30 protein-coding genes are annotated in these 20044 nt (G+C 68.5%); 25 read left to right on the forward strand and 5 right to left on the reverse strand.

What is annotated here, in order from left to right; all coding sequences use genetic code 11:
- Positions 1 to 92: 92 nt before the first annotated feature.
- Positions 93 to 1157 (forward strand): alpha/beta hydrolase, encoded by a 1065-nt coding sequence (locus A4U64_RS06430; RefSeq protein WP_006947136.1) that lies wholly within the window; start codon positions 93 to 95, stop codon positions 1155 to 1157.
- Positions 1158 to 1231: 74 nt separating this feature from the next.
- On the opposite strand, the gene A4U64_RS06435 is transcribed toward A4U64_RS06430, so the two are convergent.
- The 5 genes from A4U64_RS06435 to A4U64_RS06455 all read right to left on the reverse strand — a co-directional run bounded on the left by A4U64_RS06435 (position 1232) and on the right by A4U64_RS06455 (position 5866).
- Positions 1232 to 2206, reverse strand: a complete 975-nt coding sequence (locus tag A4U64_RS06435) for a lipase family alpha/beta hydrolase (RefSeq protein WP_065922350.1) — start codon at positions 2204 to 2206, stop codon at positions 1232 to 1234.
- Between the two features lie 118 nt (positions 2207 to 2324).
- Positions 2325 to 3182: an ABC transporter permease gene (locus A4U64_RS06440; RefSeq protein WP_006947142.1), complete on the reverse strand. Its 858-nt coding sequence runs from the start codon at positions 3180 to 3182 to the stop codon at positions 2325 to 2327.
- 7 nt (positions 3183 to 3189) lie between these two features.
- Positions 3190 to 4041, reverse strand: a complete 852-nt coding sequence (locus A4U64_RS06445) for an ABC transporter permease (protein WP_050035539.1) — start codon at positions 4039 to 4041, stop codon at positions 3190 to 3192.
- The gene (locus A4U64_RS06450; protein ID WP_006947144.1) at positions 4038 to 5039 is read right to left on the reverse strand and encodes a daunorubicin resistance protein DrrA family ABC transporter ATP-binding protein; all 1002 of its coding nucleotides are present in this window, start codon (positions 5037 to 5039) and stop codon (positions 4038 to 4040) included. The genes A4U64_RS06445 and A4U64_RS06450 overlap by 4 nt, the downstream gene beginning before the upstream one ends.
- 131 nt (positions 5040 to 5170) lie before the next feature.
- Positions 5171 to 5866 carry a GntR family transcriptional regulator gene (locus A4U64_RS06455; RefSeq protein ID WP_065922351.1) on the reverse strand — a complete coding sequence of 232 codons (696 nt, stop codon included), beginning with the start codon at positions 5864 to 5866 and terminating at the stop codon, positions 5171 to 5173.
- A 130-nt stretch (positions 5867 to 5996) separates the two neighbouring features.
- On the opposite strand from A4U64_RS06455, the gene A4U64_RS06460 reads away from it, so the two are divergent.
- From A4U64_RS06460 to A4U64_RS06575, 24 genes are all read left to right on the forward strand, one after another.
- Positions 5997 to 7673, forward strand: a complete 1677-nt coding sequence (locus tag A4U64_RS06460) for an amidase (protein WP_221776116.1) — start codon at positions 5997 to 5999, stop codon at positions 7671 to 7673.
- Between the two features lie 434 nt (positions 7674 to 8107).
- Positions 8108 to 8413: a 30S ribosomal protein S10 gene (gene rpsJ / locus A4U64_RS06465; protein ID WP_003938093.1), complete on the forward strand. Its 306-nt coding sequence runs from the start codon at positions 8108 to 8110 to the stop codon at positions 8411 to 8413.
- 45 nt (positions 8414 to 8458) lie between these two features.
- A complete protein-coding gene (rplC, locus tag A4U64_RS06470; protein WP_006947147.1) occupies positions 8459 to 9112 on the forward strand; it encodes a 50S ribosomal protein L3 in 654 nt (217 codons plus the stop codon).
- Positions 9109 to 9792 carry a 50S ribosomal protein L4 gene (rplD, locus tag A4U64_RS06475; RefSeq protein ID WP_006947148.1) on the forward strand — a complete coding sequence of 228 codons (684 nt, stop codon included), beginning with the start codon at positions 9109 to 9111 and terminating at the stop codon, positions 9790 to 9792. Before rplC ends, rplD begins: the two co-directional genes overlap by 4 nt.
- On the forward strand, positions 9789 to 10094 hold the full coding sequence (rplW, locus tag A4U64_RS06480; protein WP_003938090.1) for a 50S ribosomal protein L23: 306 nt from the start codon (positions 9789 to 9791) through the stop codon (positions 10092 to 10094). Before rplD ends, rplW begins: the two co-directional genes overlap by 4 nt.
- A gap of 37 nt (positions 10095 to 10131) precedes the next feature.
- The gene (gene rplB, locus A4U64_RS06485; protein ID WP_003938089.1) at positions 10132 to 10965 is read left to right on the forward strand and encodes a 50S ribosomal protein L2; all 834 of its coding nucleotides are present in this window, start codon (positions 10132 to 10134) and stop codon (positions 10963 to 10965) included.
- Positions 10966 to 10984: 19 nt separating this feature from the next.
- Positions 10985 to 11266: a 30S ribosomal protein S19 gene (gene rpsS, locus A4U64_RS06490; RefSeq protein WP_003938088.1), complete on the forward strand. Its 282-nt coding sequence runs from the start codon at positions 10985 to 10987 to the stop codon at positions 11264 to 11266.
- The gene (gene rplV, locus A4U64_RS06495) at positions 11263 to 11688 is read left to right on the forward strand and encodes a 50S ribosomal protein L22 (RefSeq protein ID WP_037201025.1); all 426 of its coding nucleotides are present in this window, start codon (positions 11263 to 11265) and stop codon (positions 11686 to 11688) included. The genes rpsS and rplV overlap by 4 nt, the downstream gene beginning before the upstream one ends.
- Positions 11688 to 12485, forward strand: coding sequence for a 30S ribosomal protein S3 (rpsC, locus tag A4U64_RS06500; protein ID WP_003938086.1), 798 nt, complete (start codon positions 11688 to 11690; stop codon positions 12483 to 12485). Before rplV ends, rpsC begins: the two co-directional genes overlap by 1 nt.
- A gap of 3 nt (positions 12486 to 12488) precedes the next feature.
- Positions 12489 to 12905 carry a 50S ribosomal protein L16 gene (gene rplP, locus A4U64_RS06505; RefSeq protein ID WP_006947154.1) on the forward strand — a complete coding sequence of 139 codons (417 nt, stop codon included), beginning with the start codon at positions 12489 to 12491 and terminating at the stop codon, positions 12903 to 12905.
- Positions 12905 to 13141, forward strand: a complete 237-nt coding sequence (rpmC, locus tag A4U64_RS06510; RefSeq protein ID WP_003938084.1) for a 50S ribosomal protein L29 — start codon at positions 12905 to 12907, stop codon at positions 13139 to 13141. The genes rplP and rpmC overlap by 1 nt, the downstream gene beginning before the upstream one ends.
- Positions 13138 to 13422 carry a 30S ribosomal protein S17 gene (rpsQ, locus tag A4U64_RS06515; RefSeq protein WP_026137932.1) on the forward strand — a complete coding sequence of 95 codons (285 nt, stop codon included), beginning with the start codon at positions 13138 to 13140 and terminating at the stop codon, positions 13420 to 13422. The genes rpmC and rpsQ overlap by 4 nt, the downstream gene beginning before the upstream one ends.
- A 206-nt stretch (positions 13423 to 13628) precedes the next feature.
- Positions 13629 to 13997 (forward strand): 50S ribosomal protein L14, encoded by a 369-nt coding sequence (rplN, locus tag A4U64_RS06520; RefSeq protein WP_006947156.1) that lies wholly within the window; start codon positions 13629 to 13631, stop codon positions 13995 to 13997.
- A complete protein-coding gene (gene rplX, locus A4U64_RS06525) occupies positions 13997 to 14314 on the forward strand; it encodes a 50S ribosomal protein L24 (RefSeq protein ID WP_006947157.1) in 318 nt (105 codons plus the stop codon). The genes rplN and rplX overlap by 1 nt, the downstream gene beginning before the upstream one ends.
- 1 nt (position 14315) lies before the next feature.
- Positions 14316 to 14882 carry a 50S ribosomal protein L5 gene (rplE, locus tag A4U64_RS06530; RefSeq protein ID WP_006947158.1) on the forward strand — a complete coding sequence of 189 codons (567 nt, stop codon included), beginning with the start codon at positions 14316 to 14318 and terminating at the stop codon, positions 14880 to 14882.
- A gap of 4 nt (positions 14883 to 14886) precedes the next feature.
- Positions 14887 to 15072 (forward strand): type Z 30S ribosomal protein S14, encoded by a 186-nt coding sequence (locus A4U64_RS06535; protein WP_006947159.1) that lies wholly within the window; start codon positions 14887 to 14889, stop codon positions 15070 to 15072.
- Positions 15073 to 15250: 178 nt separating this feature from the next.
- On the forward strand, positions 15251 to 15649 hold the full coding sequence (rpsH, locus tag A4U64_RS06540) for a 30S ribosomal protein S8 (protein ID WP_017681442.1): 399 nt from the start codon (positions 15251 to 15253) through the stop codon (positions 15647 to 15649).
- A 14-nt stretch (positions 15650 to 15663) separates the two neighbouring features.
- Entirely contained in the window at positions 15664 to 16203 is a 540-nt protein-coding gene (gene rplF, locus A4U64_RS06545; RefSeq protein WP_006947161.1) for a 50S ribosomal protein L6, read from the forward strand.
- A gap of 2 nt (positions 16204 to 16205) precedes the next feature.
- Positions 16206 to 16613 (forward strand): 50S ribosomal protein L18, encoded by a 408-nt coding sequence (rplR, locus tag A4U64_RS06550; protein ID WP_029544906.1) that lies wholly within the window; start codon positions 16206 to 16208, stop codon positions 16611 to 16613.
- A gap of 31 nt (positions 16614 to 16644) precedes the next feature.
- Positions 16645 to 17295 carry a 30S ribosomal protein S5 gene (rpsE, locus tag A4U64_RS06555; protein WP_006947163.1) on the forward strand — a complete coding sequence of 217 codons (651 nt, stop codon included), beginning with the start codon at positions 16645 to 16647 and terminating at the stop codon, positions 17293 to 17295.
- On the forward strand, positions 17295 to 17495 hold the full coding sequence (gene rpmD, locus A4U64_RS06560) for a 50S ribosomal protein L30 (protein ID WP_006947165.1): 201 nt from the start codon (positions 17295 to 17297) through the stop codon (positions 17493 to 17495). The genes rpsE and rpmD overlap by 1 nt, the downstream gene beginning before the upstream one ends.
- Entirely contained in the window at positions 17492 to 17935 is a 444-nt protein-coding gene (gene rplO / locus A4U64_RS06565) for a 50S ribosomal protein L15 (RefSeq protein WP_006947166.1), read from the forward strand. Before rpmD ends, rplO begins: the two co-directional genes overlap by 4 nt.
- 247 nt (positions 17936 to 18182) lie before the next feature.
- Entirely contained in the window at positions 18183 to 19496 is a 1314-nt protein-coding gene (gene secY / locus A4U64_RS06570; protein WP_006947167.1) for a preprotein translocase subunit SecY, read from the forward strand.
- The gene (locus tag A4U64_RS06575) at positions 19493 to 20038 is read left to right on the forward strand and encodes an adenylate kinase (RefSeq protein ID WP_006947168.1); all 546 of its coding nucleotides are present in this window, start codon (positions 19493 to 19495) and stop codon (positions 20036 to 20038) included. Before secY ends, A4U64_RS06575 begins: the two co-directional genes overlap by 4 nt.
- The last annotated feature ends 6 nt before the right edge of the window (positions 20039 to 20044 follow it).

Consider the following 20044-nt stretch of genomic DNA (forward strand, 5'->3'; position numbering starts at 1 on the left):
CTGTCGATTCAGTACATGCTGCGCCGCAGGGCGCACCCCGGTTCGCCGGGGCTTGGGGACGCCCGCCCGCCGGGCCTGAGGAGGTTGACGGAATGAGTGTTGTCGAGTCGCGGAGCCGCGCTCGGAGGCTGGGAACAGCCGCGATCTCGGCGGCGGTACTCGCGCTGCCGCTGTTCACGGGCGCCTCGTTCGCCTCGGCCGACCCGGTGGCCGACACCCTGCAGCCCATCACGGCCGTCACGTCCGAGAACGGGTCGTACATCACCAGGATCGAGAACTACGGAGAGCAGCAGCTGCTCGTCTGGGTCTACTCGGCGTCCATGGACGAGGAGATCCTGCTGGACGTGTGGCGCCCGGCCGACACCAGCAAGCCCGCGCCGACGCTGTACCTGCTCAACGGTGCCGGCGGCGGCGAGGACATGGCCACCTGGCGGGGTCGCACCGATGCGATCGAGTTCTTCAAGGACAAGCACGTCAACGTCGTCTCGCCCGTCGGCGGCATGTTCAGCTACTACACCGACTGGAAGAACCCCGATCCCAAGCTCGGCGTGAACAAGTGGGAGACCTTCCTGACCAAGGAGATCCCGCCGCTGGTCGACGGTGCGCTCGGCACCACCGGCGTCAACGCGATCGCGGGCATCTCCACCTCGGGCACCTCGGTGTTCCAGCTGCCTCTCGCCGCGCCGGGACTGTACCGGGGTGTCGCCGCCTACAGCGGCTGCGCGCAGACCTCCGATCCGATCGGCCAGCAGTTCGTCAAGACCACGGTCGAGACGTGGGGCAGCGGCGACACCGAGAACATGTGGGGACCGACGAACGACCCGACGTGGGCGGAGAAAGATCCCTACGTCAACGCCGAGAAGTTGCGCGGGCTCGAGATGTACATTTCCAACGGCAGCGGTCTGCCCGGTCCGTACGACACGCTGACCGGACCGGAGATCGACGGGGACGCCGGTGTCCTGGCGAACCAGATCGTCGTCGGTGGCGTCATCGAGGCCGCCACCAACTACTGCACCCACAACCTGAAGAACCGGCTCGATACGCTCGGCATCCCCGCCACCTACAACTTCCGCGAGACCGGAACCCACTCGTGGGGCTACTGGCAGGACGACCTGAAGGACTCGTGGCCGGTGCTGCAGCGGGCCCTCGGGGTCTGACACCCGGCGCCGTGAGCATGCGAACGGCCCCTCCCGCCGGGAGGGGCCGTTCGCATGCCGGGGATCTACGGGTGTCAGCCGGCGGGCGGCGCGGTGCAGGGCGCGGGCACGGTCTCGGCGTAGTGCGGATCGAGAGCCGACTTCACCAGGTGCAGCGACTCCGGAAGTTCCAGGAGGGCGAGGTGATCGGCCGGGCTGGTCGGGCACACGTCCTCGACCCACACGTTGTGCACGACGCTGTCCGCGCCCGGTTGCAGGAACGCATTCTCCGGAGGCGTGGCCACCGTGTCCTGACGGGTGGCGATCGACGTGTAGTCGATCCCCGGCAGGGTCTCGGTTCCGGAGTTGAGCCGGGCCAGCACGCGCGATCCGATCAGCTGCTGACGACCGGCGATACCGAACACCATCTGCGCGACGCGCTCGGTGGCCCATTCCTGGTTGCCCAGCCCCAGGCGGGCGAACAGGGAATACAGCTGCTGCATCCCGTTGAAGGTGGTGCCGTGGTTGGTCGCCCCCAGCATCACCAGCTTGTCGACCTCGTTGCGGGCCGGGTCCGCCGGGTCCGCGCCGCCCTCGAACCGCAGGTACTGACGGGAGACCGGTCCACCCTGCGAGTGGCCCACGAGATCGACCCGATCGGCCCCGGTGTGAGCGCGCACCGCATCGACGAACTCGCCGAGCTGCTTCGCGGATTCCTCGATGCTCCCGACGCCCCAGATCATGAGGCCGGGGTCGACGAGCGAGCGGATGCCCCCGTAGTTCAGGGCGTAGACGCAGTAGCCGAGGTCGGCGAGCTGCGGGGCCGCCACGGCCCACGAGCTGGTCATGTCCATTCTCGTTCCGTGCACGAGAACCACCGGCCGGGGATGTTCGGGGGAGGGCACGCAGTCGAGGTTGTTCGCCCCCGCGGGGCTCGGCCCCATCGATTCGAGCAGCGCCGGCAACGAGGCGGCGTCGGTGGTGTCCGCGGCGGCCGTGGGCAGCGCCGGCCCGGCGGCGGTCAGGGCGGCGGCCATCACCGCGACGGTGATCCGGCGGGCATACTTCATCGGCATTCCTCCGAGGGGCCGCACTGCGGTGACAGTGCCGTGGCTGCAGCAGCCGTTGTGCGGCCGCGGGTCGGCGGACAGGATAACAGCCGGGGACGGCCGTTCGGGGTCGCCGAGGTCAGCCCTCCTCGGCTGCGCGCCGGTAGCCCCGGATCGCCGGAATCGTAAAGACCGCGATCATGAGGGCCGACCACATCAGCGTCTTGATCAGCGGTTCCGCGAGCGGACCGCCCATCGCCAGGGCCTTCATCGTGTCGATCGCACACGACATGGGCTGGTTCTCCACGACCGGCTGCAGCCACCTCGGATAGGCCATGACCGGCACGAACCCGGAGTTGAAGAACATCAGCAGGGTGCACGCGATCGACACCAGTTCCACGAGGGGCAGCTTGCTCGACATGGTGGCCAGGACCGTCACCATCAGGGCGAACCCGATGCCGAAGAGAACGGGGATGACGAGGATCGCGAGTCCGGCGGCGAGACCCTGGGTGAAGCGGAAGCCCAGGCCGACGCCGGCCGCCAGGATGATGAGGGTCGTGGCGAGCACACGGACGGCCTCGGCGAGCATGCGGCCCAGCAGCCCGGCCGCCCGGTGGATCGGCAGGGTGTAGAAGCGGCCGAGCAGGCCGCTCTGCCGCTCCGTGCGCAGGCCGACGGCGCTGACCACCGACCCGAACATGGCACCGACCAGGATGATCATGGGGACCGTGCCGTAGATCGCGGGCTGTCCGGTGGCGGCGGTGACCGTGTTGCCCAGGACGACCCGGAACATGAGCAGGGTGAGCGCCGGGTAGACCAGCGCCTGGATCATCGTCGCGGGATCGCGCGCCCAGCGCAGCAGCAGCCGCTGGCACTGGATGCGGCTGTGCTCCCACAGGGCGCCCCACGATCGCTCCGGACGAGCGTGCTCGGGCGGCGGGAAGGTGAAGGCGGCGCCGTTGGCGTCGACGGGACGGATGTCGGGAGGTCCGTTCATCTGCCGCTCACCCCCGCCTCGTGCTGGCCCACACGGCGAGCGGGGCGAACACCAGCGCGAGACCCGCGCACCAGGCCACGGTGGGGAACAGGACCGACCACGTGACGCCGCCCTCGGCCATGTCCTGCATGGCGAACGAGAACTGCGAGATCGGCTGGTTGCGCACGAACGGCCGGATCCACTCGGGGAAGCCCTCCTCCGGGACGAAGCCGCACGAGAGCATGCCGAGAATCAGCTGCGGCAGCGTCAGGGCCTGCGCGGTGGCCTCGGGGCTCTTCGACAGCGTGCCGATCGCGTCGGCGCCCAGCGACAGGACGAGGCTGATGGCCAGGGCGGTGACGCAGAACAGGACCGCCTGTGCGAATCCCGCCGAGAACCGGAAGCCGATGGCGTAGCCGAACAGGAGCGCCCCCGCCAGGGACACGACGGACCGCAGCATCGCGCTCGACATCCGCGAGATCAGCGGGACCGCGCTGAACACGGGCATGGTCTGCAACCGCGTCGTCAGTCCCGTCATCGCCTCACCCGAGGACAGCTGCGCCGCGGAGATGGCCGTGAACGCCATCGCCTGCAGGACGATGATCGGCATCAGGTACTGCGCGTAGTCGATGCCCTGCAACGACATCACGAACTTCAGCGGCAGGTAGAAGCCCAGGCCGAACACCACCGGGGTGATCGCCGCGACGACGAGTTCGCCGTACCGCGCCATGGTGCGGACCGTGCGCATCGTGAGCGCGCTCCACTGGTTGAGCACCGTCGGGTCGGCCCGGCGGTGCGAGCCCACCCGCTTCTCCGGCAGCGAGATGTTCGCGTCGTGCCGCACCCGCTGGGCGCTGATGCTCTTCGTGTGGACGGTCACGCGGGCTCTCCCGTCGTCGCGGACGTCGTGTCGGCGCCGGCCGAGTGCCCGGTCAGGCTGAGGAACACATCGTCGAGGGAGGGCCGGCGCAGGCCGATGTCGGCCAGCTCGATCCGGGTGGGGGCGAGCCGGCGCAGCGCCTCGGCGAGCGTCGCCGGGCCGTGCGGCGCCGGAATCGAGACGCGGTCGTTGCTGCCCGCGGTGGCCAGCTCGGCGCGCACGTCGGGCGGGACGAGGTTGCCGAGGGCGTGCACCACCCACGGCAGCGCGTTCGGGTCGACCGGGACGATCTCGCAGTAGCTGCCTCCCGTGGAGGCCTTGAGCTCGTTGGCCGTCCCCTCCGCCACCACGGTGCCCCGGTCGATGACGATGATGTTGTCGCTGAGCAGGTCGGCCTCCTCGAGGTACTGCGTCGTCAGCAGCACCGTGATGCCCTGCTTCTTGAGCGCACCCACCAGGGACCAGACGCCCTGCCGGCTGCGCGGATCGAGGCCGGTGGTCGGCTCGTCGAGGAAGACGACCTCGGGGCGCACGACGAGCCCGCATGCGATGTCGACGCGCCGGCGCATGCCGCCGGAGTAGTGCCGCACCGCCCGCTTACCGGCGTCCACCAGATCGAATTCGCGGAGCAGCTCGTCGGCGCGCTGGCGCGCGGCCGCGCGGTCGAGGCCCATCAGACGGCCGAACAGGATCAGGTTCTCCCGGCCCGACAGCGTCTCGTCGAGGGCGGCGTACTGGCCGGTCATCATGATCGAGCGGCGCACGGCGGCGGGGTCGCCGACCACGTCGTGCCCGGCGATCACCGCGCGCCCGCCGGTCGGGCGCAGCAGCGTGGACAGGATCTTCACCGTCGTCGTCTTGCCGGCGCCGTTGGGCCCGAGAATGCCGAGGACCGAGCCTCGTGGGGCGGAGAACGTGATGCCCTTGAGGGCATGGACGTCCCCGAACGACTTGTGCAGGTCGTCGACGAGGACCGCTTCGTCGTGGTATCTCAGCATCACTCTCCGCCGTGGAACTCTCGGTCGGCCGCTTGCGGACCCGTCGACGAGTAGATCCCGCCGTCACGCCGCGATGTTACCGGCCGGTGCCTGCGGCCCCGGTCTTCCGCGAGCGCCGGGCCGTGCGTCCGTCAGCTCCAGACGCCGATCTCGTCGAGGTGCCGGACCAGCCGGCCGGCCCCGTCGGTGAAGTGCCGGCGGGTCTCCCGGCCTGCGGAATCGCCGTCGCCGCTGCGCAGCGCGTCCACGAGGCGCTTGTGCGACGCCACCGCCGCGGCACCCCAGTCGGGGTCGGACGAGTAGAAGTGCACCGGCGTGTAGCGCGTGGCGTTGAGCAGGAACCACGACAGCTTGCGCGCGCCGGTCGCGCGGTTGAGTGTGCGGTGGAAGGCGAACTCGAGGTCCTCGATCCGCGCCCCGTCCCCGCTGCGGACCGCTTCGGCCAGGCGTTCGTTGAGGTCGGCCAGCTCGGCCACGGTGTCCGGGGTGATCACCGCGGCCGCCCGTCGCGCCAGCTCCTCCGCGATCTGCCCCTGCAGCCAGAACAGGTCGTCGATGTCGCCCCGGCTCAACGGGGCCACGACATAGCCGCGGTGCGGGACGAGCTCCACGAGTCCCTCGCCGCGCAGTGTGAGCAAGGCCTCACGCACCGGGGTGACGCTCACGCCGAGCTCGGCCGCGGTCTCGTCCAGCCGGATGAAGTCGCCGGGCCGGACCCCACCCGACATGATGAGATTGCGGACGTGCACCGCCACGTCGTCGGACAGCTGGGGCCTGCGGCGCAGCGGCCGGGACCCGGGCGACCGGGACTGGGCAGAGGATGTCATTCGGCGCTCCTTCAGTCCCGCGTTCCGGGGCGCGGGTCGCTTCCGTTCGACGGATTATTCCGCACCGGTCGTGCGCCGTGGGGGAGGGGCGCGGGATGCGCGTGCGCTGCGGCCTCCGCTACCCGCCGTTATGGTCGGACCGGTGAGTTTCGAAACGTCACGACGTCGTTTTCTCGGAACCATGGCCGGGGGCCTCGTCGGGCTCGGCCTGATGCACCCTGCGCGCGCGGGCGCCCGGCCGGCGGCCCGGCTGCCCGATCCGGGGACCGTCCCGGTCATCGATCCGGCCCTGCTGAGCGCGGTCGAAGCGGCGAGCCTGCTGCAGTCCGGGCAGTTGCACCCGCGCGAACTCCTCGATGCGTGCCTGCGTCGCAGCCGGGACCACGACGGCGGCGTCGGCGCATGGATCCACCTCTATCCAGACCTCGCCTATGCCGCCGCCGACGCGGCGGCGACCCGGCTCAGCGCCGCCCGGGCGTCGGGCGAGCCCGTCTCGCCCGTGTGCGGGCTGCCGATCGCGCTCAAGGACCTCTTCGCGGTGGGCGGGCTCCCGCTCACCGCGTCGAGCAACGTGCTGCGGGACAACGTGGCCGCCGGGGATTCGGGGGTGTGGCGCCGGCTGCAGGAGGCCGGGGCGGTCCTGCTCGGTCACGTGCACACCGACGAGTTCGCGATCGGCGTGGTCACCCCGCAGGTGGCCAACCCGTGGAACCCGCAGTACTCCCCGGGCGGCTCGTCGGGCGGCAGCGCCGCCGCGGTGGCGGCCCGGTTCGTCCCCCTGTCGGTCGGCAGCGACACCGGCGGCTCGCTGCGGCTGCCGGCCAGCTCGTGCGGCGTCTCGGCGATCAAGCCCACGTACGGGCGGATCACCTCGCACGGGATGATCCCGCTCACCTGGACCCGGGACCACCCCGGCCCCATCGGGCACAGTCTCGCGGACGCCTCGCTGCTGCTGGGTGTCCTCGCCGGCGCGGAGGCGGACGATCCGGTGACGGCCGCCGGTCCGGGCGTGCCCGAGGGCGGCTATCCGCTGGTGCCGCCCGCCGGGACCGCGCCGCTCGCGGGCGTCCGTATCGGCGTGCCGCACGGGGCGACCGACCGGCTTGCCCCGGAGCTGCGGCGCCTGTTCGACGAGTTCCTCGCGACGGCGCGTGCGCTGGGCGCCGAAACCGTACCGGTGTCGATGCCGCACCCACCGGATTCGCTCCTGGCCGGCGACACGGCGGAGATGGGGGCCTACCACCGGCAGTTCGTGGACCGGCTCGGCGACTATCGCATCGATCTCGCACCGCTCGTGAGCGCGGCGGTGGCGTCGCTCGCGCTGCCGGTGGCCGACTACTTCGGGCTCGAGCGCGACCGGCTGCGCTACCAGCACCAGTACAACGCCATGTTCCGGGACCACGATCTCGACGTGATCGCGTTGCCGGGCGCGCTCGACGACGGCTGTCCCCGCGACGCGTTCGCGGGCCTGAGCGTGCTGTCCGGGGTGGCCGGCGACGTCCAGTGGGCCAATTACACCGGCGCCCCTGCCGTTTCGTTCCCGGTCGGCCGCTCGGCGGTGACCGGGCTGCCGTTCGGTGTCCAGCTGGGCGCGCTGCCCTGGCAGGAGGCCGCGTTGATCTCGGTGGGGCTGGCCCTGCAGGAGGCGTTGCCGGTGTGGCGCGACGTGCCGCCCGTGGCGCCGGCGCCGCGCGAGCTGCCGGTGGCCACGCCGGCGGCGCCGGGACCGGGTCCCGATCCGACCAACACGCTCGGGGCGGCGGCGCCCGTGCGGACGCCCGCGACGTTGTCGACCGGAGGGTGGTGACGGCCGCGCGGCCGGGGCGAAGTTGAGAATGCCGACCGGGTCCTGCATACTGGTCGGGTTGCCTTGACCGGGTCACGGTTTTCCGCGGCTCGGAACGAGATCGAGTGACAGTCGCGGATCGAGCCTGACGGCCTGGTCGCGGCCACATGCAAGACGGAAGCAGTACCTCCCTGTACCCGTACGGGTGCATCCGGCAGGTCGATCCGTGGTGTCGAGCGTTGGTTCGACGCCGCGGAGCGAGCAGTAGGGCGACACGCCCGACCGCGTGTGCCGGAGAACAATGACAGATGAACAGCGGCATGCGGATCGGGTGCGCCCGGTCACGAAGTGTGAAGAGTGCTGTTCGCCGTCGCCGTTCGGGTGGAACTGTGCAGACGAGGTGGTTCCCGACTCGTTCGGGTACTACGAAACGCGGCAAGAAAAGGACACTAAGCGTGGCGGGACAAAAGATCCGCATCAGGCTCAAGGCCTATGACCATGAGGCGATCGACGCATCTGCGCGCAAGATCGTCGAGACGGTGACCCGCACGGGCGCCCGCGTGGTCGGCCCGGTGCCGTTGCCCACCGAAAAGAACGTGTACTGCGTCATCCGCTCGCCGCACAAGTACAAGGACTCGCGCGAGCACTTCGAGATGCGGACTCACAAGCGGCTGATCGACATCCTCGACCCGACGCCCAAGACCGTCGACGCGCTCATGCGCATCGACCTCCCGGCGAGCGTCGACGTCAACATTCAGTGACTTTCGAGACCAGCGAGCTTGTAGAAGACGCAGCGGAGACAACACATGACTAACCAGATCAAGGGAATCCTGGGCACCAAGCTCGGCATGACCCAGGTCTTCGACGAGAACAACCGGGTCGTTCCGGTCACCGTCGTCAAGGCCGGACCGAACGTGGTCACCCAGATCCGCACCGAGGAGCGCGACGGCTACAGCGCCGTGCAGCTCGCCTACGGTGCGATCGACCCGCGCAAGGTCACCAAGCCGGTCGCCGGCCAGTTCGCCAAGGCGGGTGTCACCCCTCGCCGCCACATCGTCGAGCTTCGCGTCGACGACACCGAGGGCTTCGAGATCGGCCAGGAACTGACCGCCGAGGTCTTCGAGGACGGCGCATTCGTCGACGTCACCGGCACCTCCAAGGGCAAGGGCTTCGCCGGCACCATGAAGCGCCACGGCTTCGCCGGCCAGGGCGCCTCGCACGGTGCGCAGGCTGTGCACCGTCGTCCGGGCTCCATCGGTGGCTGCGCCACCCCGGGCCGCGTGTTCAAGGGAACCCGCATGTCCGGGCGCATGGGTAGCGACCGCATCACGACGCAGAACCTCTCGGTCCACAAGGTGGACGCCGAGAACGGCCTGCTGCTGATCAAGGGTGCGATCCCGGGCCGCAAGGGCGGCGTCGTGATCGTCAAGACCGCAGTGAAGGGTGGTGCACGGGCATGACCAGCACCGAGACCGCAACCAAGCTGACGCTCGACGTCAAGGCCCCCGGCGGCCAGACCAACGGCACCGTCGATCTCCCCGCCGAGATCTTCGACGCCCCCGCGAACATCGCGCTGCTCCACCAGGTGGTTGTCGCGCAGCTCGCCGCGGCTCGCCAGGGCACGCACGCCACCAAGACCCGCGGCGAGGTCCGCGGCGGTGGCCGGAAGCCGTACCGCCAGAAGGGCACCGGCCGCGCTCGCCAGGGTTCGACCCGCGCGCCGCAGTTCGCCGGCGGTGGCACCGTGCACGGCCCGCAGCCGCGCGACTACAGCCAGCGCACCCCCAAGAAGATGAAGGCCGCCGCCCTCCGCGGTGCCCTCTCCGACCGGGCCCGCAACGAGCGCATCCACGTGATCACCGAGCTCGTGGCCGGACAGACGCCGTCGACCAAGGGCGCGCGCACCTTCCTCGCGGAGCTGACCGATCGCAGGAACCTGCTCCTCGTCGTCGGCCGTGAGGATCTCGCGGCGTGGAAGAGCGTGCAGAACCTGCAGAACGTGCACGCGATCGCTCCGGACCAGCTGAACACCTACGACGTGCTCTACAGCGACGACGTCGTGTTCAGCGTCGAGGCGCTCGACACGTTCATCCACGGGCCGGCCGAGTCCGCCCAGGCAGAGAAGGAGGAGAGCAAGTGAGCACGATCGCGGATCCGCGCGACATCCTGCTGGCTCCGGTCATCTCCGAGAAGTCCTACGGGCTGATGGAGGAAGGCACCTACACCTTCCTGGTGCACCCGGACTCGAACAAGACGCAGATCAAGATTGCCGTCGAGAAGGTCTTCGGCGTCAAGGTGACCAGCGTCAACACCGCCAACCGTCAGGGCAAGCGCAAGCGGACCCGGTTCGGTTACGGCAAGCGCAAGGACACCAAGCGCGCGCTCGTGACCCTGTCGGCCGACAGCAAGCCCATCGAGATCTTCGGAGGGCCGGTCGCGTAGGCGGCCGGGTCTCGAGAGATAGAGGACGAGAAGACTCATGGCAATTCGTAAGTACAAGCCGACAACCCCGGGTCGGCGCGGCGCGAGTGTCTCGGACTTCGCCGAGATCACCCGCTCGACGCCCGAGAAGTCGCTGGTTCGCCCGCTGCACGGCCGCGGTGGTCGCAACGCGCACGGCCGCATCACCACCCGTCACAAGGGTGGCGGACACAAGCGTGCCTACCGCCTGATCGACTTCCGCCGCAACGACAAGGACGGCATCCCGGCCAAGGTCGCTCACATCGAGTACGACCCCAACCGCACCGCCCGCATCGCGCTGCTGCACTACGTGGACGGCGAGAAGCGCTACATCATCGCCCCCAAGGGCCTGGTGCAGGGCGCCCCGGTCGAGTCCGGCCCGCAGGCCGACATCAAGCCCGGCAACAACCTGCCGCTGCGCAACATCCCGACCGGTACCACCATCCACGCGGTGGAACTGCGTCCGGGCGGCGGCGCCAAGATGGCCCGCTCCGCCGGCGCCAGCATCCAGCTGCTCGGTAAGGAAGGCACCTACGCCACCCTGCGTATGCCCTCCGGTGAGATCCGTCGCGTCGACGTGCGCTGCCGCGCCACCGTCGGCGAGGTCGGCAACGCCGAGCAGTCGAACATCAACTGGGGCAAGGCCGGCCGCATGCGCTGGAAGGGCAAGCGCCCGACCGTCCGTGGTGTGGTCATGAACCCGGTCGACCACCCGCACGGCGGTGGTGAGGGCAAGACCTCGGGTGGTCGCCACCCGGTCAGCCCCTGGGGCAAGCCCGAGGGCCGCACCCGCAAGAACAAGGCGTCCGACAAGCTCATCGTCCGTCGTCGCCGTACCGGCAAGAAGCGCTAGTCAAGGAGGGAGTTAGAGAATGCCACGCAGCCTCAAGAAGGGCCCGTTCGTCGACGACCACCTCCTGGCGAAGGTCGATACGCAGAACGAAAAGGGCACCAAGCAGGTCATCAAGACCTGGTCGCGCCGTTCCACCATTCTGCCCGACTTCATCGGTCACACGTTCGCCGTCCACGACGGTCGCAAGCACGTGCCGGTGTTCGTCTCGGAGTCGATGGTCGGCCACAAGCTCGGCGAGTTCGCGCCGACCCGTACGTTCAAGGGCCACATCAAGGACGACCGGAAGAGCAAGCGCCGATGAGCAACGCGAAGAGCTCGGCACAGCTGAGCACCGAAACACCCGCAAACAGCGCTCGGGCTGTTGCGCGCCACGTGCGCGTGACCCCGATGAAGGCGCGCCGCGTCGTCGACATCGTCCGGGGCAAGTCCGTGGACGAGGCTCTGTCGATCCTGAAGTTCGCACCGCAGGCCGCGGCCGAGCCGGTCGCCAAGGTGATCGCGAGCGCCGCCGCGAACGCGCAGAACAACCTCGACCTCGACCCGAGCACGCTTGTCGTCGCGACGGCGTACGTCGACGAGGGCGCGACCCTCAAGCGGTTCCAGCCGCGCGCCCAGGGCCGTGCATTCCGCATCCGCAAGCGGACGAGCCACATCACCGTGATCGTCGAGAGCAAGGCGCCTGCGTCTGCTGGAAACCGTAACCGCCGGAAGGGAGCTCAGTAGTGGGCCAGAAGATCAACCCGCACGGCTTCCGTCTGGGCATCACCACCGACTGGAAGTCGCGCTGGTACGCCGACAAGCAGTACGCGGAGTACGTGAAGGAAGACGTCGCGATCCGCAAGTTCCTGGCCACCGGCCTCGAGCGTGCCGGCATCGCCAAGGTCGAGATCGAGCGCACCCGCGACCGTGTGCGTGTGGACATCCACACCGCGCGTCCGGGCATCGTCATCGGCCGCCGCGGCGCCGAGGCCGATCGCATCCGCGCCGAGCTCGAGAAGCTGACCGGCAAGCAGGTTCAGCTGAACATCCTCGAGGTCAAGAACGCCGAGTCCGAGGCTCAGCTGGTGGCGCAGGGCGTCGCCGAGCAGCTCTCGAACCGCGTCGCGTTCCGTCGCGCCATGCGCAAGGCCATCCAGTCGGCCATGCGCCAGCCCAACGTCAAGGGCATCCGGGTGCAGTGCTCGGGCCGCCTCGGCGGCGCCGAGATGTCCCGCTCGGAGTTCTACCGCGAGGGCCGGGTCCCGCTGCACACGCTGCGCGCGGACATCGACTACGGCCTGTACGAGGCGAAGACCACCTTCGGCCGCATCGGCGTGAAGGTCTGGATCTACAAGGGCGACATCGTCGGTGGCCGTCGTGAGCTGGCCGCTGCGGCCGCCGCCCCGGCCGACCGCCCCCGTCGCGAGCGTCCGAGCCGTCCCCGTCGCTCCGGTGCCTCGGGCACCACCGCGACGAGCACCGACGCCGGCCGCGCCGCCTCCGCCGATGCACCCGCTCCGACCGAGAATCAGGAGGGCTGACGCATGTTGATCCCACGGCGGGTCAAGCACCGCAAGCAGCACCACCCGAGCCGCTCGGGTGCCGCCAAGGGTGGGACCCAGGTGACCTTCGGTGACTACGGCATCCAGGCTCTCGAGCCGGCCTACATCACCAACCGGCAGATCGAGTCCGCTCGTATCGCCATGACCCGGCACATCAAGCGTGGCGGCAAGATCTGGATCAACATCTTCCCGGATCGCCCCCTCACCAAGAAGCCGGCCGAGACCCGCATGGGTTCCGGTAAGGGCTCGCCCGAGTGGTGGGTCGCGAACGTCAAGCCCGGACGGGTGATGTTCGAGATGAGCTACCCGAACGAGGAGATTGCCCGCGAGGCCCTTCGGCGCGCGATGCACAAGCTCCCGTGCAAGTGCAGGATCGTGACGAGGGAGGAGCAGTTCTGATGGCTACCGGAACCCCCGCCACAGAGCTCCGCGAGCTGACCGAGGAAGAGCTGGTCACCAAGCTCCGCGAAGCGAAGGAAGAGCTGTTCAACCTTCGTTTCCAGATGGCCACCGGCCAGCTGGACAACAACCGCCGGCTGCGCGTCGTGCGCAACGAGATCGCTCGCATCTACACGGTGCTGCGTGAGCGCGAGCTCGGCCTGGCCTCCGGCCCGGATGCGGGTGACGCGGCATGAGTGAGGAAAAGGCAGTGACCCAGAAGGAAGAGCGCGCCAGCCGCAAGGTCCGCATCGGCTACGTCGTCTCCGACAAGATGGAGAAGACGATCGTGGTCGAGCTAGAGGACCGGGTGAAGCACCCGCTGTACGGCAAGATCATCCGCCGTACCACCAAGGTGAAGGCGCACGACGAGAACGGCGTGGCCGGCATCGGCGACCGCGTGCAGCTGATGGAGACCCGTCCGCTGTCCGCGACCAAGCGGTGGCGTCTGGTCGAGGTGCTCGAGAAGGCCAAGTAAGGCCTCCTCCACCCCCCGCCGCGGGGGTGACGAAGGGACCCAGTACGATGGTGGGGTTGTCTCGAGCGGCCTGCTTCAGGCAGCGCCGGGACAGCCCCACCTTCGTGGGTACGGACCGTGCACGTCGGGTCGGAAATCCGCCGTGCAGACAGAAAAGGGTGCGCGCACCCGGATCTGTCGAATTCAGCCAGGTCAAGGAGAAGTAAGTGATCCAGCAGGAGTCGCGACTGCGCGTCGCCGACAACACGGGTGCCAAGGAGATTCTCTGCATCCGCGTTCTCGGTGGCTCGTCCCGTCGCTACGCCGGTATCGGTGACATCATCGTCGCCACCGTGAAGGACGCGATCCCCGGTGGCAACGTCAAGCGTGGTGACGTCGTCAAGGCTGTCGTCGTGCGCACCTCCAAGGAGCGCCGCCGGCCGGACGGCTCGTACATCAAGTTCGACGAGAACGCCGCCGTCATCATCAAGGGTGACAACGACCCGCGCGGCACCCGCATCTTCGGCCCCGTCGGCCGTGAGCTGCGCGACAAGCGGTTCATGAAGATCGTCTCGCTCGCTCCGGAGGTGCTGTGATGAAGGTGCACAAGGGCGACACCGTGCTCGTCATCTCGGGCAAGGACAAGGGTGCCAAGGGCAAGGTCATCGCGGCCTACCCGAAGGAGAACCGGGTCCTCGTCGAGGGCGTGAACCGGATCAAGAAGCACACGGCGGTCTCGGCCAACGAGCGCGGCGCCTCTTCCGGGGGCATCGTGACGCAGGAGGCCCCGATCCACGTTTCCAACGTCGCTGTCATCGACTCGGACGGCAACCCCACCCGGGTGGGCTACCGGACCGACGAGGAAACCGGCAAGCGCGTTCGGATTTCCCGGAAGAACGGGAAGGACATCTGACATGACCACCACCGAGAACAAGACCGCACCGCGTCTGAAGACCCGGTACCGCGAGGAGATCCGCGACGCGCTGAACGCGGAGTTCGACTACGCGAACGTCATGCAGATCCCCGGCGTCGTGAAGGTCGTCGTCAACATGGGTGTCGGTGACGCCGCCCGCGACGCGAAGCTGATCAACGGCGCCGTCGCCGACCTGGCCCTGATCACCGGCCAGAAGCCGGAGATCCGCAAGGCCCGCAAGTCGATCGCGCAGTTCAAGCTCCGTGAGGGCATGCCGATCGGTGCGCGCGTCACGCTGCGCGGCGACCGCATGTGGGAGTTCCTGGACCGCCTGGTCTCCATCGCGCTGCCCCGTATCCGGGACTTCCGTGGCCTCAACGGCAACCAGTTCGACGGCAACGGCAACTACACGTTCGGCCTGAACGAGCAGTCGATGTTCCACGAGATCGACGTGGACAAGATCGATCGCCCGCGCGGCATGGACATCACCGTCGTCACGACCGCCACCAACAACGAAGAAGGCCGTGCCCTGCTGAAGCACCTCGGCTTCCCGTTCAAGGAGAACTGAGCCCATGGCTAAGAAGGCACTGGTCAACAAGGCCAACAAGAAGCCGAAGTTCGCGGTGCGCGCCTACACCCGCTGCCAGCGTTGCGGGCGCCCCCACGCGGTGTTCCGCAAGTTCGGTCTCTGCCGCGTCTGCCTCCGTGAGATGGCACACCGCGGTGAGCTTCCCGGAGTTCACAAGAGCTCCTGGTGACGTGAACGGTGGGTGACCGCAGGGTCACCCACCGTCACTACTGTCAGGGGCCGGTCGCATCCGCGTCCGGTCCGCATGAAACCAAGTTCGTCGTAGGCCCACGGCCGGCGCACCGGTGATTCGTCACCACTGCCGGTGTTGCATGGGAACCGCAACGAGAAAGGTGAACAGGTCAGCCATGACCATGACCGACCCCATCGCAGACTTCTTGACGCGTCTGCGCAACGCCAACACGGCGTACCACGACGAGGTGAAGCTTCCCCACTCGAAGATCAAGGCGAACATCGCCGAGATCCTCAAGCGTGAGGGCTACATCGCCGACTTCCGCACCGAGGATGCCGAGGTGGGCAAGACCCTCGTCGTCGACCTCAAGTACGGCCCTTCCCGTGAGCGCAGCCTCGCCGGTGTGCGCCGCGTGTCGAAGCCCGGCCTGCGCGTGTACGCGAAATCCACCAACCTGCCCAAGGTCCTGGGCGGCCTCGGCGTGGCGATCATCTCCACGTCCTCCGGCCTGCTCACCGATCGCCAGGCGGCCAAGCAGGGAGTGGGCGGGGAAGTCCTCGCCTACGTCTGGTAAGGGAGGCCACCACAATGTCGCGTATTGGAAAGCTTCCGGTCACCGTCCCCTCGGGTGTCGAGGTGACCATCGACGGCCAGGACGTCGCAGTGAAGGGCCCCAAGGGCAACCTCTCGCTGACCATCGCCGAGCCGATCACCATCGCCAAGGGTGAGGACGGCGCGCTCAACGTGAGCCGTCCGAACGACGAGCGCCGCAGCCGTGCGCTGCACGGCCTGTCGCGCACCCTCGTGCAGAACCTCATCGACGGTGTCACCCAGGGGTACACCACGAAGATGGAGATCCACGGCGTCGGTTACCGCGTCGCGCTCAAGGGCAAGGACCTCGAGTTCTCGCTCGGCTACAGCCACCCGGTCCCGATCGAGGCCCCCGAGGGCATCACGTTCGCGGTCGAGTCGCCGACGAAGTTCTCGATCTCGGGCATCGACAAGCAGAAGGTCGGCCAGATCGCGGCCAACATCCGCCGGCTGCGCAAGTCCGACCCGTACAAGGGCAAGGGCATCCGCTACGAGGGCGAGCAGGTGCGCCGCAAGGTCGGAAAGACGGGTAAGTGATCATGAGCCAGACCGAGAACCAGAAGGCCAAGCGGATTCCGCTCGGCAAGGACGCGTCCACCCGGCGTCGGCTGTCGAAGCAGCGTCGGCACTTCCGTCTGCGCAAGAAGGTCGCCGGCACCGCCGAGCGTCCCCGTCTCGTCGTGAACCGGTCCTCGCGCCACATCCACGCCCAGCTGGTGGACGACCTGACGGGCACCACCCTGGCGGCGGCCTCGACCGTCGAGCCGGACGTGCGTGCGGTCGAGGGCGACAAGAAGGCGCGCGGCGCCAAGGTCGGTCAGCTGCTCGCCGAGCGTGCCAAGGCTGCCGGCGTGGAGGCCGTGGTCTTCGACCGCGGCGGCCACACCTACAGCGGCCGGATCGCGGCCCTCGCAGACGCGGCTCGCGAAAGCGGGTTGAAGTTCTGATGACCATCTCTTCGAACGGAAGGAACGCCTGATGCCGGGACGTCAGCGGCGTGACGGCGGCAACGGCCCCGCCGGACAGAATGGCCCCAACACCGGGGACCAGCGTGGTGGTCGCGACCGCCGCGATCGTGACTCGCGTGGCGGCGGTGCCGCCGAGAAGTCGAACTACATCGAGCGTGTCGTCTCGATCAACCGTGTGTCGAAGGTCGTCAAGGGCGGCCGTCGCTTCAGCTTCACCGCGCTGGTGATCGTGGGCGACGGCAACGGCCTGGTCGGCGTCGGCTACGGCAAGGCCAAGGAAGTTCCCGCGGCCATCCAGAAGGGTGTCGAGGAAGCGCGCAAGGGCTTCTTCCGCGTCCCGCTCATCGGCTCCACCGTCACCCACCCGGTGCAGGGTGAGGCCGCGGCGGGTGTCGTCATGCTGCGTCCGGCCTCGCCGGGTACCGGTGTGATCGCCGGTGGCGCGGTGCGTGCCGTGCTCGAATGCGCGGGCATCCACGACATCCTGTCGAAGTCGCTCGGTAGCGACAACGCCATCAACGTCGTGCACGCCACCGTGGCCGCCCTCAAGCAGCTGCAGCGCCCCGAGGAAGTCGCGGCTCGCCGCGGTCTTCCCCTCGAGGACGTCGCACCTGCGGGCATGCTGCGCGCCCGGGCACAGGCTGCTGGGAGCGTGAAGTAATGGCAGAGCTGAAGATCACGCAGGTCAAGAGCACCATCGGCGCCAAGTCGAACCAGCGCGACAGCCTGCGCACCCTCGGTCTGCGGAAGATCCGCCAGTCCGTGGTCCGCGAGGACAACGCGCAGAACCGCGGCTTGATCAACGTGGTGCGTCACCTCGTCGTTGTCGAGGAAGTCACTGCTGAGGAGGCCTCCAAGTGACCATCAAGCTGCACCACCTGCGCCCGGCCCCGGGCGCGAAGACGGACAAGACCCGCGTCGGCCGCGGTGAGGGTTCGAAGGGCAAGACCGCCGGTCGCGGTACGAAGGGCACCAAGGCGCGCAAGAACGTCTCGGCGGCCTTCGAGGGTGGCCAGATGCCGCTGCACATGCGGCTGCCGAAGCTCAAGGGCTTCAAGAACGCCTTCCGCACCGAATACCAGGTCGTCAATGTCGGCGACATCGCCCGCCTGTTCCCCGAGGGTGGCCAGGTCGGCGTCGACGAGCTCGTCGCCAAGGGCGCGGTTCGCAAGAACCAGCTCGTGAAGGTCCTCGGCGAGGGCGAGCTCACGGTTGCCGTGCAGGTGACCGCGAACAAGTTCTCCGGTTCCGCCAAGGAGAAGATCGCCGCTGCCGGCGGCACCGCGACCGAACTGGCCTGACCGGTTCGCTCGTGCGTGACGCACAGCTCGAGAACGGCCGCACTGCAGCACGTCCCGCAGTGCGGCCGTTCGGCGTTCGCACCCCACCGCATGCCGCGCGGCGGAGCACATCCGCCGCGCGTGCGAGCCGCCCCGACCCGGCGCCACGGCACCGGTCCGGGGCGCGCTGCTAGAGTTCAAGAGTTGTCGACCGTCGGACCCCGCGCGTCGATCCACAGTCTCCCGTTTCGCCCTGCCAGGAGGATCTTTGCTTTCCGCCTTCGTCTCGGCCCTCAGGACCCCGGACCTGAGGCGGAAGATCCTCGTCGCGCTCGGGTTGGTGGCCCTGTACCGCCTCGGCGCGACGTTGCCGTCTCCGGGCGTCGACTACGGCAATGTGCGCGCCTGCATCGATCAGCTCAGCGGCGGCGACTCCGCCGGGATCTACTCGCTGATCAATCTGTTCTCCGGTGGCGCGCTGCTACAGCTGTCGGTGTTCGCGATCGGCATCATGCCGTTCATAACCGCGAGCATCATCGTCCAGCTGCTGACGGTGGTCATTCCTCGATTCGAGGAACTCCGCAAGGAGGGCCAGGCCGGCCAGGCCAAGATGACGCAGTACACGCGGTACCTCGCGGTGGCGCTCGCCGTGCTGCAGTCCACCGGCATCGTCGCCCTCGCGGCCCGCGGTCAGCTGCTGCAGGGCTGTACCGAACCGATCCTGGCCGACGACAGCATCTTCGGCATGGTCGTGATCGTGCTGGTCATGACGGCCGGTGCGGCACTCGTCATGTGGTTCGGTGAGCTCATCACCGAGCGCGGCGTCGGCAACGGCATGTCGATCCTGATCTTCTCCGGCATCGCCTCGCGGCTGCCGGCCGAGGGCCGCACCATCCTCGAGTCCCGCGGTGGCCTGGTCTTCGCCATCGTCCTCGTCGTCGCGCTGGTGGTCATCACCGGCGTGGTGTTCGTCGAGCAGGGCCAGCGCCGGATCCCGGTGCAGTACGCCAAGCGCATGGTGGGCCGGCGCATGTACGGCGGTTCCTCGACCTACCTGCCCCTGAAGGTCAACCAGGCCGGCATCATCCCGGTGATCTTCGCGTCGTCGTTGCTGTACCTGCCGAACCTCATCGCCCAGCTGACCGGAGCCACCTCGGCCACCGACCCGAGCTGGTGGCAGCGGATCATCAACGAATACCTGGTGAATCCGAACAACCCCGTTTACATCGCGATCTACTTCTCGCTGATCGTCTTCTTCGTCTTCTTCTACGTCGCCATCACCTTCAACCCGGAGGAACGGGCCGACGAGATGAAGAAGTACGGCGGATTCATCCCCGGCATCCGGCCGGGACGCCCCACTGCCGAGTACCTCAGCTACGTCCTCAACCGCATCACGGTTCCAGGTTCGCTGTACCTGGGTCTCATCGCGACGCTGCCCAACTTCTTCCTCTCGGGCAGCCAGACCGCCACCAGCATCTTCGGCGGCGCCGCGGTGCTCATTCTCGTCAGTGTCGCGCTGGACACTGTCAAGCAGATCGAAAGTCAACTCATGCAGCGCAACTACGAAGGGTTCCTCAAGTGAGACTTGTACTCCTCGGTCCGCCCGGTGCCGGCAAGGGCACGCAGGCCGCCATCCTGTCGGAGAAGCTCGGCGTCCCCGCAATCTCCACCGGGGATCTGTTCCGGGCCAACATCGGGCAGGGCACCCCGCTCGGCCTCGAAGCCAAGAAGTACATCGACGCCGGGGAGCTCGTGCCCGCCGAGATCACCAACAACATGGTGCGCGCCCGCCTCGCCGAGCCCGACGCCGCCAACGGCTTCCTGCTCGACGGCTTCCCCCGCAGCGTGGAGCAGGCCCGCGAACTCGAGGCCATCCTGAAGGATCTCGACACCCAACTCGACGGGGTCCTGTCCTTCGACATCGACGAGGACGTGGTGGTGGAGCGGATGCTCGCCCGCGGCCGCGCCGACGACACCGAGGACGTCATCCGCAACCGGCTCCGGGTCTACCGCGAGGAGACCGCGCCGCTGCTCGACTACTACGCCGATTCGCTCGTCACGGTCGACGCCGTCGGCGAGGTCGACGAGATCAACGCGCGCGCCCTCGCGGCCCTCGGCAAGTAAGGACGC

The organism is Rhodococcus sp. WB1, from assembly GCF_001700945.1.
In the GTDB taxonomy this organism is placed as follows: domain Bacteria; phylum Actinomycetota; class Actinomycetes; order Mycobacteriales; family Mycobacteriaceae; genus Rhodococcus; species Rhodococcus aetherivorans.